12 protein-coding genes are annotated in these 16016 nt (G+C 65.1%); 7 read left to right on the forward strand and 5 right to left on the reverse strand.

From position 1 onward, the window contains the following. Positions 1-105 precede the first annotated feature (105 nt). Genes ABS769_RS14380 through ABS769_RS14390 form a run of 3 tightly spaced genes read left to right on the forward strand, consistent with a single transcriptional unit; the run spans position 106 to position 5261 of the window. The gene (locus ABS769_RS14380; RefSeq protein WP_317060337.1) at positions 106-765 is read left to right on the forward strand and encodes a TetR/AcrR family transcriptional regulator; all 660 of its coding nucleotides are present in this window, start codon (positions 106-108) and stop codon (positions 763-765) included. 14 nt (positions 766-779) lie between these two features. Then, a complete protein-coding gene (locus ABS769_RS14385) occupies positions 780-2078 on the forward strand; it encodes an efflux RND transporter periplasmic adaptor subunit (protein WP_317060335.1) in 1299 nt (432 codons plus the stop codon). 12 nt (positions 2079-2090) lie between these two features. Continuing rightward, a complete protein-coding gene (locus ABS769_RS14390) occupies positions 2091-5261 on the forward strand; it encodes a multidrug efflux RND transporter permease subunit (protein WP_115040345.1) in 3171 nt (1056 codons plus the stop codon). A 557-nt stretch (positions 5262-5818) separates the two neighbouring features. Here the strand turns inward: ABS769_RS14390 and ABS769_RS14395 are convergent. Further along, on the reverse strand, positions 5819-6811 hold the full coding sequence (locus tag ABS769_RS14395; RefSeq protein ID WP_317060333.1) for a LacI family DNA-binding transcriptional regulator: 993 nt from the start codon (positions 6809-6811) through the stop codon (positions 5819-5821). Positions 6812-6988: 177 nt separating this feature from the next. Between ABS769_RS14395 and ptsP the strand changes: the two genes are divergently transcribed. From ptsP to ABS769_RS14415, 4 genes are all read left to right on the forward strand, one after another. Beyond that, a complete protein-coding gene (ptsP, locus tag ABS769_RS14400) occupies positions 6989-9508 on the forward strand; it encodes a phosphoenolpyruvate--protein phosphotransferase (protein WP_317060332.1) in 2520 nt (839 codons plus the stop codon). Further along, the gene (gene pfkB, locus ABS769_RS14405; protein WP_317060331.1) at positions 9505-10461 is read left to right on the forward strand and encodes a 1-phosphofructokinase; all 957 of its coding nucleotides are present in this window, start codon (positions 9505-9507) and stop codon (positions 10459-10461) included. Before ptsP ends, pfkB begins: the two co-directional genes overlap by 4 nt. A 134-nt stretch (positions 10462-10595) precedes the next feature. Then, positions 10596-12338, forward strand: coding sequence for a PTS fructose transporter subunit IIC (locus ABS769_RS14410; protein WP_317060330.1), 1743 nt, complete (start codon positions 10596-10598; stop codon positions 12336-12338). Positions 12339-12523: 185 nt separating this feature from the next. Next, positions 12524-13801 carry a carbohydrate porin gene (locus ABS769_RS14415; RefSeq protein WP_317060329.1) on the forward strand — a complete coding sequence of 426 codons (1278 nt, stop codon included), beginning with the start codon at positions 12524-12526 and terminating at the stop codon, positions 13799-13801. A gap of 335 nt (positions 13802-14136) precedes the next feature. Here ABS769_RS14415 and ABS769_RS14420 read toward each other — a convergent pair whose 3' ends face one another. The 4 genes from ABS769_RS14420 to ABS769_RS14435 all read right to left on the reverse strand — a co-directional run. Next, positions 14137-14529, reverse strand: coding sequence for a hypothetical protein (locus ABS769_RS14420; RefSeq protein WP_317060328.1), 393 nt, complete (start codon positions 14527-14529; stop codon positions 14137-14139). Between the two features lie 99 nt (positions 14530-14628). Further along, complete coding sequence (locus ABS769_RS14425) at positions 14629-15072, reverse strand: 4-fold beta flower protein (RefSeq protein ID WP_317060327.1); 444 nt, start codon at positions 15070-15072, stop codon at positions 14629-14631. A gap of 76 nt (positions 15073-15148) precedes the next feature. Continuing rightward, on the reverse strand, positions 15149-15397 hold the full coding sequence (locus tag ABS769_RS14430; RefSeq protein ID WP_317060326.1) for a hypothetical protein: 249 nt from the start codon (positions 15395-15397) through the stop codon (positions 15149-15151). Positions 15398-15492: 95 nt separating this feature from the next. After that, on the reverse strand, positions 15493-16016 hold a 524-nt coding region (locus ABS769_RS14435; RefSeq protein ID WP_434801685.1), incomplete at its 5' end, for a CFI-box-CTERM domain-containing protein.

The raw sequence follows: 16016 nt of genomic DNA on the forward strand, positions 1-16016 counted from the left end.
TCCGGCAAAGTCTGGCCAGGTGCTTGTTGCATAAGGGCTTGCGCAGACCAAACTGCGACCGTCAAGTCTTTTTAAAAACTAAACTGGACGGTATAGTCTACCGCCATGACCCCCCGTTCCCACCGTGCTGCCCGGCGCTCGGACTGCGATCGCCGCATCCATGCGGCTGTGCATGCGCTGCTTGCCGAGCGCGGCATGCGGCTGAGCATGGACGCGGTGGCCGAGCGCGCCGGCTGCTCCAAGCAGACGCTCTACAGTTATTACGGTTGTAAAGAAAACCTGCTGCGCGATGTCCTTCAGGACCATGTGCATCTGGCCACGGTGCCGCTGGGCACCGCCTCGGGCGAGCTGCGCGAGGATCTGCTGGCCTTCGCGCTGGCGCATCTGGATCGCCTGAACCGCCCCGATGTGGTACAGACCTGTCGTCTGGTGGAAGCCGAGTCGCATCGGTTTCCCGATCAGTCGCAGCAGATCTTCCATGACGGGGTGGTCGGCATGCAGCAGCGCCTGGCGCAGCGCTTCGAGCAGGCGATGGATACCGGCCAGCTGCGCCATGACGATCCGCACTGTATGGCCGAACTGCTGTTGAGCATGATCGTCGGCCTGGATTTCGATCGGCAACGCTTTCAGGTTCCCCACCGCGCCGGCCTCCCCGCCAGGCAGCAGTGGGCCCAATTTGCTGTCGACACCTTCCTGCGCGCCTTCGCCACGGTCGCTGCCACGCCTTCGCTGTCCCCGCTTTCCTTTCTCGCTTCAAGACCCTAACGGAGTTCCTCCTGATGATTGCCCCGCTCCGCACATTCGGCCTGGCCTGTGCCATCACCGTAGCGCTCGCTGCCTGCAGCAAGCCCGAACAACAACAGGCGCCGCCGCCGCCGGAAGTGTCGGTGCTGGAAATGCAGCCGCAGACCCTGCCGCTGGAACGCGACCTGGTGGGTCGCCTGTCGGCGTACCGCTCGGCCGACGTACGTGCGCGCGTGGACGGTGTGCTGCTCAAGCGCCTGTACACCGAAGGCACCGACGTCAAGGAAGGCCAGCCGCTGTTCGAGATCGACCCGATGCCGCTCAAGGCCACGTTGCTGCAGGCGCAAGGCCAGTTGGCCGCCGCCCAGGCGACCTACACCAACGCCCAGGTCGCCGCCAAGCGTGCACGCAGCCTGGCGCCGCAGCAGTACGTCTCGCGCGCCGACATCGACAACGCCGAAGCCACCGAGCGCTCCTCCGGCGCCAACGTGCAGCAGGCGCGCGGTTTGGTCGAGTCCGCCCGCATCCAGCTCAGCTTCGCCAGCGTCACCTCGCCGATCACCGGCCGCGCCGGCATCCAGCGCGTCACCGAAGGCGCGTTGGTCGGTGCCGGTGAAGCGACCCTGCTGACCACGGTCGACCAGATCGACCCGCTATACGTGAACTTTGCGATGAGCAGCGAAGAACTGGCTGCCCTGCGCCAGGCCCAGAGCAGCGGCAACGTGCAGCTCAGCGGCGACGGCAAATCCACCATCAACGTGGAACTGGGCAACGGCACGCAGTACCCGCACCCGGGTACGCTGGATGTGTCGGCGGTGACGGTCGACCCGAGCACCGGTGCGGTGTCGCTGCGTGCGACCCTGCCCAACCCGGAGCAGGCACTGTTGCCGGGTGCGTTCGTGACCTTCAAGGCCAGCCTGGGCCAGCGCAACAACGCGTATCTGGTCCCGCAGCAGGGCTTGCAACGTGACGCCCTGGGCGCCTTCGTGCTGGTGCTGGGCAAGGACGGCAAGGTGGCGCGCAAGAACCTCACCGTCGATGGCCAGCAAAAGGGCCAGTGGATCGTCACCGGCGGCGTGGCCCCCGGCGACCAGGTCATCGTCGATGGCGTGCAGAAGGCGAAGGAAGGCCAGCCGGCCAAGGGCGTAGCGTGGAATCCGAACAAGCCGGCGCAAGGCGGCCAGCCAGGTGCGCCAGGTGCGGCTCCGGCCGCAGCGCAGGGCGGCGACGCACCGGCAGCCGACAAGGCCGATGCAGCCGCACCCGCGGCGCAGCAGCAGCCCAAGCCGGATGCGGCGGCGCCGCCGGCCGACTCCCAGTCCAAGCAGCAGTGACGGAAACCGGACATGCCTAAGTTTTTTATTGAACACCCGATCTTTGCCTGGGTGGTGGCGATCCTGATCTCGCTTGCGGGCGTGATCTCGATCCTGAATCTGGGTATCGAGTCGTACCCCACGATCGCCCCGCCGCAGGTCACCGTCACCGCCAACTTCCCCGGCGCCAGCGCCGATACCTCCGAGAAGGCGGTGACCCAGGTCATTGAGCAGCAGCTCACCGGTATCGACCACCTGCTGTACTTCAACTCGTCCTCGGCCGCCAACGGCCGCGTCACCATCACCCTGACCTTCGAAACCGGCACCGACCCGGATATCGCGCAGGTGCAGGTGCAGAACAAGGTGTCGCTGGCCACGCCGCGTCTGCCCTCGGAAGTCACCCAGCAGGGTGTGGTGGTGGCCAAGGCCAACGCCGGCTTCCTGATGGTGGCCGCGCTGCGCTCGGACAACCCGTCGATCAACCGCGATGCGCTCAACGACATCGTCGGTTCGCGCGTGCTCGAGCAGATCTCGCGCGTGCCCGGCGTGGGCAGCACCAACCAGTTCGGCGCCGAGTACGCGATGAACATCTGGTTGAACCCGGAGAAGCTGCAGGGCTACAACCTGTCGGCGACCCAGGTACTGACCGCGGTGCGCAACCAGAACGTGCAGTTCGCCGCCGGTTCGGTCGGCGCCGACCCGACCCCGGAAGGCATCAGCTTCACCGCCACCGTGTCGGCAGAAGGCCGCTTCAGCTCGCCCGAGCAGTTCGAAAACATCATCCTGCGTACCGACAACAACGGTGCCACGGTGCGCTTGAAGGATGTCGCACGCGTCACCGTCGGGCCGAGCAACTACGGCTTCGACACACAGTACAACGGCAAGCCCACCGGTGCATTCGGTATCCAGCTGTTGCCGGGCGCCAACGCACTGAATGTGTCCGAAGCGGTCGGTGCCAAGCTCGACGAACTGCAACCGACCTTCCCGCAGGGCGTGACCTGGTTTGCGCCTTACGAGTCGACCACCTTCGTGCGCATTTCCATCGAGGAAGTGATCCACACGCTGGTGGAAGCCATCGTGCTGGTGTTCCTGGTGATGCTGCTGTTCCTGCAGAACTTCCGCGCCACCGTGATTCCCACGCTGGTGATTCCGGTCGCGTTGCTGGGCACGTTCTTCGGCATGTACATGATCGGCTTCACCATCAACCAGCTGACGCTGTTTGCGATGGTGCTGGCGATCGGCATCGTGGTGGACGATGCGATCGTGGTGATCGAGAACGTCGAGCGCATCATGAGCGAGGAACATCTGGAGCCCAAGGCGGCCACGCAGAAGGCGATGACCCAGATCACCGGCGCGGTGGTGGCCATCACCGTGGTGCTGGCAGCGGTGTTCATTCCCTCCTCGCTGCAACCCGGCGCCTCGGGCGCGATCTACAAGCAGTTCGCGCTGACCATCGCCATGTCGATGGGTTTCTCCGCGTTCCTGGCGTTGAGCTTCACCCCGGCGTTGTGCGGCGCGTTCCTCAAGTCGACCCATTCGACCAAGAAGAACTGGATCTACCGCACCTTCGACAAGTACTACGACAAGCTGGCGCATCGCTATGTGGGCGTGGTCGGCAATACCCTGAAGCACTCGCCACCGTGGATGATCGTGTTCGTGGTGCTGGTGGTGTTGTGCGGTTTCCTGTTTACGCGCATGCCGGGCAGCTTCCTGCCGGAAGAAGATCAGGGCTTTGCGTTGGCCATCGTGCAGTTGCCGCCGGGCGCCACCAAGATCCGCACCAACGAGACCTTTGCGCAGATGCGTGCGGTACTGGAGAAGCAGCCGGCCGTGGAAGGCATGCTGCAGATCGCCGGCTTCAGCTTCCTGGGCTCGGGCGAAAACGTCGGTATGGGCTTTATCCGGCTCAAGCCGTGGGAAGAGCGCGATGTGACCGCAGAGGAGTTGATCAAGCAGCTCAACGGCATGTTCTACGGCATCAAGGGCGCGCAGATCTTTGTGGTCAACCTGCCCACCGTGCAGGGCCTTGGCCAGTTCGGCGGCTTCGACATGTGGCTGCAGGACCGCTCCGGCGCAGGCCAGCAAGCCCTGACCCAGGCGCGCAACATCGTGCTGGGCAAGGCGGCGGAAAAGCAGGACACCATGGTGGGCGTACGCCCGAACGGCCTGGAAGATGCGCCGCAGCTGCAGCTGTCCGTGGACCGTGTGCAGGCGCAGTCGATGGGCCTGGAAGTCAGCGATATCTACAGCTCGATCCAGCTGATGCTGGCGCCTGTGTACATCAACGACTACTTCTCCGAAGGCCGCATCAAGCGCGTCAACATCCGTGCCGACGACCAGTTCCGTACCGGCCCCGAGTCGCTGCGCAGCTTCTTCAGCCCCAGTGCGACAGCCGTCGGTGCCGATGGGCAGCCGGGAATGATTCCGCTGAGCAATGTGGTCAAGGCCGATTGGACCTACGCCTCGCCAGCACTGAACCGCTACAACGGCTATTCGGCGGTGAACATCGTCGGCAATCCGGCTCCGGGCGGCAGCTCCGGCCAGGCGATGACCGCGATGGAGGAGATCGTCAACAACGATCTGCCGCCGGGCTTCGGCTTCGACTGGAGCGGCATGTCGTATCAGGAAATCATCGCCGGTAACGCGGCCACGCTGTTGCTCGCGTTGTCGGTGGTGGTGGTGTTCCTGTGCCTGGCCGCACTGTACGAAAGCTGGTCGATTCCGGTGGCGGTGCTGATGGTGGTGCCGATCGGTGTGCTGGGTGCGATCGTCTTCTCGATGCTGCGTGGCCTGCCGAACGATCTGTACTTCAAGATCGGCATGATCACGGTGATCGGTCTGGCGGCGAAGAACGCGATCCTGATCGTGGAGTTCGCAGTGGAGCAGCGTGCGGCGGGCAAGACCCTGCGCGATGCGACGATGGAAGCGGCACACCTGCGCTTCCGCCCGATTCTGATGACCTCGTTCGCCTTCATCCTGGGCGTGCTGCCGCTGGCCATCTCGACCGGTGCCGGCGCCAACTCGCGTCACTCCATCGGTACCGGCGTGATCGGCGGCATGGTGTTCGCCACCGTGCTCGGCGTGATCTTCATCCCGCTGTTCTTCGTGGTGGTGCGCCGCATGCTGGGCGACAAGCTGGACGAGCAGTCGAAGGAATACGTCGCGGCACAGGGCGACGCTGGATCGCATCGTCCGGATCGCTGAGTCAGGCGTTCGCTGTAAACCAAAAAAGCCCCGGCATTGCCGGGGCTTTTTTTGTGTGCTGTAGCGACGAAACGCGATACCCCGTAGGAGCGCCCTTGGGCGCGATTGGGCTTTACCGGCTAAGCGTATCGAAGCGATTCGACAGTGCGGATAGATCAGTTGTAGAGCTGCTGATCTGCGGCTTGGCTGCAAGGCCCTTGCCCGCCCACCGGCGCGGGACACGCTGCAAGTACGTCCTTGTAAGCGCTTACGCGGCATCCATGCCGCGTAAGGTCCCGCGCCGGTGGGCGGGCAAGGACCTGTGGGGATGGTCGGTGTGCGGAGTTTTCTAACAGAGCAACCGTTAACCGTGTGCTGGAGTGTCTTCGCTCTTCAAATAACGTCACCAGCCAACTGTCTGATGCGGTGCCCTCGCCGATTGCGGGACCGTATGGCGGCATGGATGCCGCCACCGAGCCCCCAGGGACGGGTTCACGGCGTGTCCCGCGAGCGGTGAGGGCACCGCACGCGCGACGAGCCAGGATTTTTGGCCGGCGCTGGGCGCTACTTCGGGACAGTTAGATACCCGGCCTACGCGCGCCGGTGGAGCCGCGCACCACGCAGCGGCCGGTCATGACCAGGCGGCGAATCGGCAACTGCGGCGCTTTGAGCCGTTCCAGCAGCAGCGACATCGCCGCGCGGCCCATGTCCTCGACCGGCTGCTCGACCACGGTGATGCCTGGCTCGACCAGATCGGTCCAGCGCTCGTTGTCGAAGCCGGCCAGGGCCAGATCATCGGGAATGCGCAGGCCGGCGGTGCGGGCGGCCTTGAGCGCGCCCATCAACAGCAGGCTGTTACTGGTGACGATGGCTTCGGGCCTGTCTGCGCTGGCCAGCCATTGGCCGACTTCGGCAATTGCCGCTTCGGCGGTGGGCGCCACTTCGCGGTACGCAGGCGTCAGCCCTTGCGCGCCCATCGCGGCCAGATAGCCGTTGCGGCGCTCGGCCGCAGTGGTGCTGGTGCCGAACAGCCCGCCGATGCGTTCATGGCCCTGCGCCTGCAGATGCGCGACCAGTTCTCCCATCGCTGCTGCGTTATCTAGCACCACGCTGTCGTAGCGGCTGCCGGGGCCGGCGCGGTCCACCAGCACGGTCGGGTAATCCAGCGCAAGTTCGTGCATGCGCCCCACCGTGACCCGGGTCGGGGCGAAGATCAGCCCGGTGATGCGTTCTTCCTGCATCAGTTGCAGGTACAGCGCCTCGCGCTCGGGGTCTTCGTCGGTATTGCACAGGGTCACGCGCATGCCGGCGCGATAGGCGACCTCTTCCACCGCGCGGATCAACGCGGTGAAGTACGGGTTGCGGATATCGGCCACGATCACCCCCAGGATGCCGGACTGCTGGGAGCGCAAGCGCCGCGCCATCAGGTTGGGCCGGTAACCGGTCTGACGCACCGCCGCCTCGACCTTGGCACGCACCTCCTCGCTCACCGGGCCGGTGCCCAGCGCGCGCGAGACGGTGGATTTGGACACTCCGGCCACCCGGGCCACGTCGTTGATGCTGATGCTCACTGGGACATACTCACTGGGACCGTTCCCGCTCCATTTGGCGCACCTTGACCCAGGCGCTGCGTCGGATTCGATGCTAACCCGAAAGCACTACAGCGCTTTTGTGCAGTGCACATTGACCTGAGTGTGGGAACGTTCCCACACTACCGCCCAGCCCGTTCTTACTCCCCGGAGTCCCTCTTGTCCTCTCCGTCGCCTGTCGCTCCCGTCACTCCCGAACTCGTACGCCTGCGTGCGCATGCCCGCGACAAGGACGACGCCATCGCCCAGGCCGCCCAGCTGCTAGTCGCCGCCGGCTGCGTTGCGCCGGGCTACGACGCCAGCATGCGGCGCCGCGAAGGCCTGGCGAATACCTTCCTCGGCCACGGATTGGCGATCCCGCACGGCGTGGGCGAAGACCGCCATCTGGTGCGCCGCGACGGTATCGCGGTGCTGCAGTTGCCTGAAGGCGTGGAATGGAACCCCGGCCAGACCACCCGGCTGGTGGTCGGCATCGCCGCCCAGTCCGATACCCATATCACCCTGCTGCGCCGGCTGACCCGCCTGATCCAGGACCCGGCGCAGCTGGAAGCGCTGTTCACCACCGACGACCCCGGCGTGATCGTGGCCGCGCTCACCGGCGACCGCGCGCCCGACACCAGCGCCACGCCGGCCACCGATCTGGCCGAAAAATTTGACTGGACCATCGCCTACCCCAGCGGCCTGCATGCCCGCCCGGCCACGCGTTGGGCCGAGACCGCACGCGGCTTTTCTGCGCGTGCGCAAGTGCGTGCCGGCGAGCAGGCGGCCGATGCCAAGAGCCTGGTCGGCCTGTTGCAGCTCGGTCTGCGTGCCGGCGACAGCATCACCGTTTCGGCCGAAGGCAGCGATGCAGCCGCGCTGCTCAAACGCCTGCGTGCTGTGATGGACAGCCTGACCGCACAGGAAAAGGCCGATGCCGAACGCGCCGCGCAACGCCGCGCCGCCCCGGTGGTCGGCTGGACCCCGCCACAGGCGCAGCCGGCCATCGTCGGCATCGGCGCCAGCCCGGGCGTGGCGATCGGCATCGTGCATCGCCTGCGTGCGGCACAGACCGAAGTGGCCGATCAACCGGTCGGCCTGGGCGATGGCGGCGCATTGCTGCACGACGCGCTGACCCGCACCCGCCAGCAGCTCGCGGCGATCCAGGACGACACCCAGCGCCGGCTCGGCGCCTCGGACGCGGCGATCTTCAAGGCCCAGGCCGAACTGCTCAACGACACCGACCTGATCACCCGCACCTGCCAGCTGATGGTCGAAGGCCACGGCGTGGCGTGGTCGTGGCATCAGGCGGTGGAACAGATCGCCTCCGGCCTGGCCGCACTCGGCAACCCGGTACTGGCCGGCCGTGCGGCCGATCTGCGTGATGTCGGCCGCCGCGTGCTGGCCCAGCTCGACCCGGCAGCCGCCGGTGCCGGCCTGACCGACCTGCCCGAGCAGCCCTGCATCCTGCTGGCCGGCGATCTGTCGCCGTCGGACACCGCCAACCTGGACACCGCACGCGTGCTCGGCCTGGCCACCGCGCAAGGCGGGCCGACCTCGCATACCGCAATCCTGTCGCGCACGCTCGGCCTGCCGGCGCTGGTCGCTGCCGGCGGCCAGTTGCTGGATATCGAAGACGGCGTCACCGCCATCATCGACGGCAGCAGCGGCCGGCTCTACATCAACCCCTCCGAGCTGGATCTGGACGCCGCCCGTACGCATATCGCCGAGCAGCAGGCAATCCGCGAGCGCGAAGCCGCGCAACGCGCATTGCCGGCCGAAACCACCGACGGCCACCACATCGACATCGGCGCCAACGTCAACCTGCCCGACCAGGTTGCGATGGCGCTAGCCCAGGGCGCAGAAGGCGTCGGCCTGATGCGCACCGAATTCCTGTTTCTGGAAAGCGGCCGCACGCCCAGCGAAGACGAGCAACACGCCACCTACCTGGCGATGGCGCAGGCGCTGGAAGGCCGCCCGCTGATCGTGCGTGCGCTGGACATCGGCGGCGATAAACAAGTGGCGCATCTGGAATTGCCGCACGAGGAAAACCCGTTCCTGGGCGTGCGTGGCGCGCGCCTGCTGCTGCGTCGCCCCGACCTGCTCGAACCGCAGCTGCGTGCGCTGTACCGCGCCGCCAAGGACGGAGCGCGGCTGTCGATCATGTTCCCGATGATCACCTCAGTACCTGAGCTGATCACCTTGCGCGAGATCTGCGCACGCATCCGCGCCGAGCTGGACGCACCGGAAGTCCCGATCGGCATCATGATCGAAGTGCCCGCCGCCGCCGCGCAGGCAGACGTGCTGGCACGCCATGCAGACTTCTTCTCCATCGGCACCAATGACCTGACTCAATACGTGCTGGCGATCGACCGCCAGAACCCCGAGCTCGCCGCCGAAGCCGACAGCCTGCACCCGGCGGTGCTGCGCATGATCCGCAGCACCATCGAAGGTGCGCGCAAGCACGACCGCTGGGTCGGCGTGTGCGGCGGTCTGGCCGGCGATCCGTTCGGCGCTAGCCTGCTGGCCGGGTTGGGCGTGCAGGAACTGTCGATGACGCCCAACGACATCCCGGCTGTGAAGGCACGCCTGCGCGGCACCGCGCTGAGCACCTTGCAGCAGCTGGCCGAGCAGGCGCTGGACTGCGAAACCGCAGAGCAAGTACGCGCGCTCGAAGTCAAACGCGAGGGCCAGGCATGAGCCTGCAGGCCATCACCGTCACGCTGAATCCGGCGATCGATCAGACCATCCAGCTCGAGCACTTGCAGCCGGGCGCGGTGCATCGCGCCAGCAGCGTGCGCAACGACGCCGGCGGCAAGGGCATCAACGTGGCCGCCTGCCTGGCCGACTGGGGCACTGAGGTCGCCGCGCTCGGCGTGCTCGGGGCAGGCAATGTCGGCGTGTTCGAGGCGCTGTTCCGCGAACGCGGCATTACCGATCACTGCCAACGCGTGGCCGGCGAGACCCGTACCAATCTCAAGCTGGTCGAAGCGCGCAGCAACGACACCACCGACATCAACCTGCCCGGCCTGCGCCTGGGCCAACCGCACCTGCAAGGCGTGGCCGATCAGCTCGCCCCGCTGCTGCGCCCCGGCCTGCCGGTGGTGTTGTCCGGCAGCCTGCCGGCCGGCTTGCCGGACGACAGCTGGGCACAGTTGCAGGCGCAGGCCAGCGCAGCGGGTGCACGCGTCCTGCTCGATACAAGCGGCGCGCCGCTGGTGGCCGCACTCAATGCCGCACGCGACGCGCTGCCTTACGCAGTCAAGCCGAACCGGCACGAACTCGAAGCCTGGACCGGCCGCCCGCTGAGCGATCGCGCCGCGCTCAGCGCCGCCGCGCACGAATTGATCGCACGCGGTATCCAGTTGGTCGTCATCTCGATGGGCACCAAAGGCGCCTTGTTCGTGCAGCGCGACCAGCGCCTGATTGCGCGGCCGCCTCGGCTGGCACAGGGCAGCAGCGTGGGCGCCGGTGACGCGATGGTGGCCGGCCTGGCCGCCGCGCTGCTGGATGCCGCCACCGATCTGGAGCAGTGCGCGCGGCTGGCCACGGCGTTTTCGATGTGCCGGCTGGAAAGCGGCGACGCGCGCAGGCTCAGCGCCGACGGCGTGCGCCGTGCTGCGGCCGACGTCGTGATCGAGACGCTGTCGTGAGCGCTGCCTTGCACTTGCCGGCGACCGCCATGCAGGTCTGCGCGCGTCATTCCGGCATGCGCCACCCGCACGCGTAACGCCCACATTCCCCCCGCCGGCCTCACCGGCGACCGCAATACAGCAGGAGTTTTGCCATGTCCTCTTCCATCGTGGTCATCGCCGCCGGCGAACGCAGTACCGAAGCCGTTCTGGCGGCCGAAGCGCTGCGCCGCGCGGCCACCGCCGCCGGACGCAGCGTGACGATCGAAATCCGCAGCGACCAGGGCGTGCTCGGCGCACTGCCGACCGAGCTGACCAACGGCGCCGCGCACGTCCTGATCGTCGGCGATGCCGATGCCGACAGCGCGCGCTTCGGCGACGCGCAACTGCTGCATCTGAGCCTGGGCGCGGTACTGGACGACCCGGCCGCCGCCGTCAGCCAGCTCGCTGCCACCACCGCACCAGCCAGTACATCGGCAACGACCGACGTATCTGGCGCAGTCGGCAAGCGCATTGTTGCGATCACCTCCTGCCCCACCGGCATCGCGCACACCTTCATGGCGGCCGAAGGCCTGCAGCAGGCGGCCAAGAAACTCGGCTACCAGATGCGGGTGGAAACGCAGGGTTCGGTGGGCGCGCAGGACGCATTGACCGACGAGGAAATCTGCGCGGCCGACGTGGTCATCATCGCTGCCGACCGCGAAGTGGACCTGGCTCGTTTCGGTGGCAAGCGGCTGTTCAAGAGCGGCACCAAGCCGGCGATCAACGATGGCCCGGCGCTCATCCAGAAAGCCTTGGCAGAAGCCGGCGTGCACGGCAGTGCAGCTCCGGTTGCGGGCGCCAGCGCCACATCGGACGCCAAGGGCAATGCCCGCACCGGCGCCTACAAGCACCTGATGACCGGCGTCTCGTTCATGCTGCCCTTCGTCACTGCCGGCGGCTTGCTGATCGCGCTGGCCTTCGCGCTGGGCGGCATCTATGCCGGCGACGACGCGCACCAGGGCACGCTGGCCTGGTCGCTGTTCCAGATCGGTGCAAAGGCCGGCTTCACCTTGATGGTGCCCGCGCTGGCCGGTTATATCGCCTACTCCATCGCCGACCGCCCCGGCATCGCGCCGGGCATGATCGGCGGGCTGGTCGCGGCCAATCTCAATGCCGGTTTCCTCGGCGGCATCATTGCCGGCTTCATCGCCGGCTACGGCGTGGCCGCGCTCAACCGCTACATCAAGCTGCCGCGCAACCTGGAAGGGCTCAAGCCGGTGCTGATCCTGCCGGTGCTGGGCACACTGCTGGTCGGCCTGGCGATGATGTATGTGTTCGGCCAACCGGTGGCCGACCTGCTGGCCTGGCTCACCGCCTGGCTGCGCGGCATGCAGGGCAGCAGCGCGCTGCTGCTGGGCCTGTTGCTCGGCGGCATGATGGCCTTCGACATGGGCGGGCCGGTCAACAAGGCCGCCTATGCGTTCTCCACCGGCCTGATCGCCAGCCAGGTCTACACCCCGATGGCGGCCGCCATGGTCGCCGGCATGACCCCGCCGCTGGGCATCGCGCTGGCCACCTGGGTGTTCCGCAACCGCTTCACCGTGGAAGAGCGCGGCTCGGCCACGGCCGCCGGCGTGCTCGGGCTGGCCTTCGTCACCGAAGGCGCCATCCCGTATGCCGCGCGCGACCCGCTGCGCACCATCCCGGCGCTGGTGATTGGCTCGGCCGTGGCCGGCGCGATCTCGATGACCGCCGGTGCCGAGTTGAAGGCACCGCACGGCGGCATCTTCGTGCTGCTGATCCCCAACGCGGTGACCCACCTGCTCAATTACGTGCTGGCCCTGGTGGTCGGCGTGGTGGTCACTGCGGTAGCGCTGCGCCTGCTCAAGAAGCCGGTGGCCGACGTGGTCGCCTGACCTTCGGCCGCCCCGCCCCGACCGATTCCACACCGCGCATCCGGCGCATCTGATCGCTGATCTGCGTCACCCCTGACTGGTTTCACCGCTGCGCTGCGCACCTTCGTGCGCGGCCAGCGGCTTGCCCACCCCTTAGCTGTCGCGTCCGCCTTCTCGGCCACGCCCTCTTTGTTCGGAGTCCTGCCATGACCGCCCTCGCCCCCCGCCATGCCCGTCCCCGCCTGCTGTGCCTGTCGCTGGCACTGGCGCTGACCCCGCTCGCCCACGCGCAGGATGCCGCCGATGCTTTCAAGCTCAAGCTGGGCTACACCGGCGAAGCGGCCTCGATGATCGATGGCGGGCGCAAGAACGGCGACGCCTACGCTGGCCAGCTGATGGTCGGCACCGATGTCGACATGGACCGCCTGTTCGGCTGGGGCGGCGCCACGGTCAAGCTGTACGTCACCAACCGCCACGGCACCAACTTGTCCAACAGCAGCATCGGCAACAGCACCTCGGTGCAGGAAATCTACGGCGGCCAGGGCACGCGCCTGGCCAACTTCACCCTGCTACAAAAGCTCTTCGACGACCGCCTGGAACTGGAAGCCGGCCGCAGCGTGGCCAACATCCACTTCCTCGGCTCGGACCTGTGCCAGTACTTCCAGGGCAACTCGGCCTGCGGCAACCCCACCTTCGTGTTCCGCACCAGCAACTTCACCTACTGGCCTGTCTCCAGCTGGGCCGCGCACGCCACCGCCTGGGTCACGCCCAAGGTCTATGTGCATGTCGGCGCCTATGAAGTGAACCCGGTGCAGGCCCAGGACGGCCAGCACGGCCTGAAATGGAGCACCGACGACGCCACCGGCGTGGTGGTGCCGTACGCGGTCGGCTACAAGAACAAGGGCGGCGACGGCAGCATGGCCGCGATGTACGAACTCGGCGGCTGGCAGGACAACTCCGACTACACCGACCCGCTGCGCGACCGCAACGGCAATCCGGCCGTGCTCAGCGGCCTCGGCTACGAAAACAAGCAGGGGCGCTCGGGCCTGTTCGCCCGCTTCGAACAACAGGTCACCAACCCCGACCCGTCCGGCACCCGCGGCCTGACCGTGTTCGGCGCCATCCTCAAGAGCACCGGCGGCCAGGCGATCGAGGACCACTTCGTGCAACTGGGCCTGGTGCAGAAAGGCACCTTCGCCAGCCGCCCGCAGGACAACATTGCGTTTGTGATCACCCAGCAGAAGTACAGCGACGAAGCGATCGAAAACCTGCGCCTGGCCCGCGCCTCGGCCGGCGGCACCGGCACCCCAGCCGACAACCAGATCATGATGGAGCTCAGCTACGGCATCCAGGTCACCAAGCGCCTGCGCATCGCGCCGAACCTGCATTACGTGATCAACCCCGACCAGTTCAACGAGCCGACGCGCACCAACGATCTGAAGAACGCATTGATCGCGGGCATGCGGATCGACTGGAATCTGTGACCCGTCGAGAAGCTGCGCGCGTTGCGCGCATGCTTGGCGGGCACCACTGTCTAAAGTGAGTGGCGGGTGCGTTGCATCTGACTGCAGTGCAACGCATGGCATCGATTCGGTTGGCCTGCGCATTTGCCGGATATGGCCGACGAGTTTGATGAGCCGCGTCGGTACGCAATCGCACGTAATGAGGCGGTATCGGCCCACCTGGTCGCGCGTAAGCCAGTCGCTGGACACGCAAGATACGCGACAGCGGATGCCGAAGCTGTAATGCCCCACCACTGCCTAACGCCTGAATTAAGCCGACTGGCGAAGCCAGTTCGGCTTGAATGAATTGTTAGGCATCACTCTGAGTAGCTGTACTCGCGGCCCTCAAGAAGCCCGCCAGAAGAAAGGGTCAGGCTAAATCTCTTGAAAAGTGAGAAGAACTCTTCAGGGGAAATATCTTGTGCAACCTTCCTGAGGTTGATAGGACCTCCTCCGTGCACATTTTCAGCGAAGGAGTCCACGCCTCCGCTGGTAGCAAGGAGGAACGTGGTGGAGATGGTTACGTTGCTAGATGCTCCCGACAGCAGTGGAGATACGTAAATCTCGTAACCGACCAAGATTTCATTGCTGTTGATAAGTGCTTTAGCCTTGAGCCAAGTGCTTGCATCCGACATGTCGGCGCGGTCGGCCGCCGAGCTGCCTGTAAGATCGTTGTACTGTACTGAAGCCTTCAATGTGTCAGTGCTCATAATTCTCCCTGATGGTTGCCGATGTGTGTGATGTGATTGCCTAACGCCTGAATTAAGCCGCCACGCGAAGCGGTTTCGGCTTGAATGAATTTTTAGGAGTTACGCCCCGCCTTCTGCGAGCGCGAATCTGCATGGGGTGTCAGACCACGTTGAGCTGAAGGAAGGTCGGAACGGTGCAAACTCCTGAAAGGCTTTGAACGGCTTGAACTCCTTGAAGGCTTTAAATGGCTCAAACTCGGCTTGCTGCATCCGCTCTTCTGTCGCACATGCCGCGTCGCCGTTATGGTCGCGTATCACTCCGCCGACGAACCAACCCAAGTGCTTGCCGTTAAAGCCGTAGACGCCGTAGCCACCCGCATCATCTCTATCAAGATAAGCAACGGGCTTTCCATTCCACATGTAGATAGTCATCTCGTCGTTTAAGGCAATGTACGCGATGGCCCTACCGCGGCCGTCAAAAAGCGCAATCTCCTCGTCATCCGCGAATGCGTCAAGAGGGGTTAGGGCAGCGAATGCCAAAGCTAAAACTGCGACGATTTTCACCGTGACCCCTAACGCCTGAGTTAAGCCGAGTTGCGAAGCAACTTCGGCTTGAATGAGTTGTTAGGCGGCTGATCCATTAATGGACGCCGCCGGGCGGACTAATCAGGCAGTCAATTCCCTCATCCCGAATAGTGCGCAACGCCTCGTCGAGTGCGGCCTGGTCCGTTGCGAATAGGTCATCCCAGACAGTGGAGTTGTTGAACTCATCAACAGCCTCAAGGGTCCAGTCGGTGTCGAGCCCGCGATAGATCTCTAGGCGAACAGTGCGGCCATCGGTCGTGACGGAGCGGCATAGGGGCGATGTAACAAGCTGATAGTTGTCCATGAAAAGTCTCAGTTGCGATTGTCTCTGCTCATCTGCCTAACGCCTGAGTTAAGCCGTGCCGCGAAGCGGCATCGGCTTGAACGATTTGTTGGGCATCACTTGCGTCTGGCGCGCAGAAAAAGAGATGCAGCCAATGCGGAGGGTAGAACTACGAAAAAATAGCTAATAGCTCTGCGATACTTACTGCGCTTCACTACACGTGCGAGTCTAGGGCCGTTCTGATAATACCAACGAATGAATGCTTCGCCCGCATAAGATCCAGATAGTATTGTTGCTCGGAATTCCCGCAGCAGGCTAACGGTTGGATGGTTCTCATCTCCCATAGTCGCTGTCACAACAAAACATGCGTCAGCCTTCTTCTTCTCAATAGTGGGGGCTATGTAATCGGGATTGAGTGATTTCAGCTTTTCTGAGGCGGAATCAAGTTTTTGCTGGAGCATTCGCTCGTAATCTGGAGACAGGGTCCATCCCTTTGGGGCATTGTTGTCGAATCGACGTCCACCCAATTTTGAGTAGCGCCTCAGTTTGGAGTCCAATTCCCTACCCCGAGGAGATTGGACGTGAAGAAACGTTTTACTGACGAGCAGGTCATCGGCTTTCTGCGCGAAGCCGAAAGCGG

The organism is Xanthomonas hortorum (genome assembly GCF_040279205.1).
GTDB lineage: Bacteria > Pseudomonadota > Gammaproteobacteria > Xanthomonadales > Xanthomonadaceae > Xanthomonas > Xanthomonas hortorum_F.

Bases quoted from the DNA above. Each gene is read 5' to 3' on its own strand.
- ABS769_RS14385 (WP_317060335.1), top strand. From the start codon at position 780: ATGATTGCCCCGCTCCGCACATTCGGCCTGGCCTGTGCCATCACCGTA.
- ABS769_RS14410 (WP_317060330.1), top strand. From the start codon at position 10,596: ATGTCCTCTTCCATCGTGGTCATCGCCGCCGGCGAACGCAGTACCGAA.
- ABS769_RS14430 (WP_317060326.1), bottom strand. From the start codon at position 15,397: ATGGACAACTATCAGCTTGTTACATCGCCCCTATGCCGCTCCGTCACG.
- pfkB (WP_317060331.1), top strand. From the start codon at position 9,505: ATGAGCCTGCAGGCCATCACCGTCACGCTGAATCCGGCGATCGATCAG.
- ABS769_RS14420 (WP_317060328.1), bottom strand. From the start codon at position 14,529: ATGAGCACTGACACATTGAAGGCTTCAGTACAGTACAACGATCTTACA.
- ABS769_RS14380 (WP_317060337.1), top strand. From the start codon at position 106: ATGACCCCCCGTTCCCACCGTGCTGCCCGGCGCTCGGACTGCGATCGC.
- ABS769_RS14415 (WP_317060329.1), top strand. From the start codon at position 12,524: ATGACCGCCCTCGCCCCCCGCCATGCCCGTCCCCGCCTGCTGTGCCTG.
- ABS769_RS14390 (WP_115040345.1), top strand. From the start codon at position 2,091: ATGCCTAAGTTTTTTATTGAACACCCGATCTTTGCCTGGGTGGTGGCG.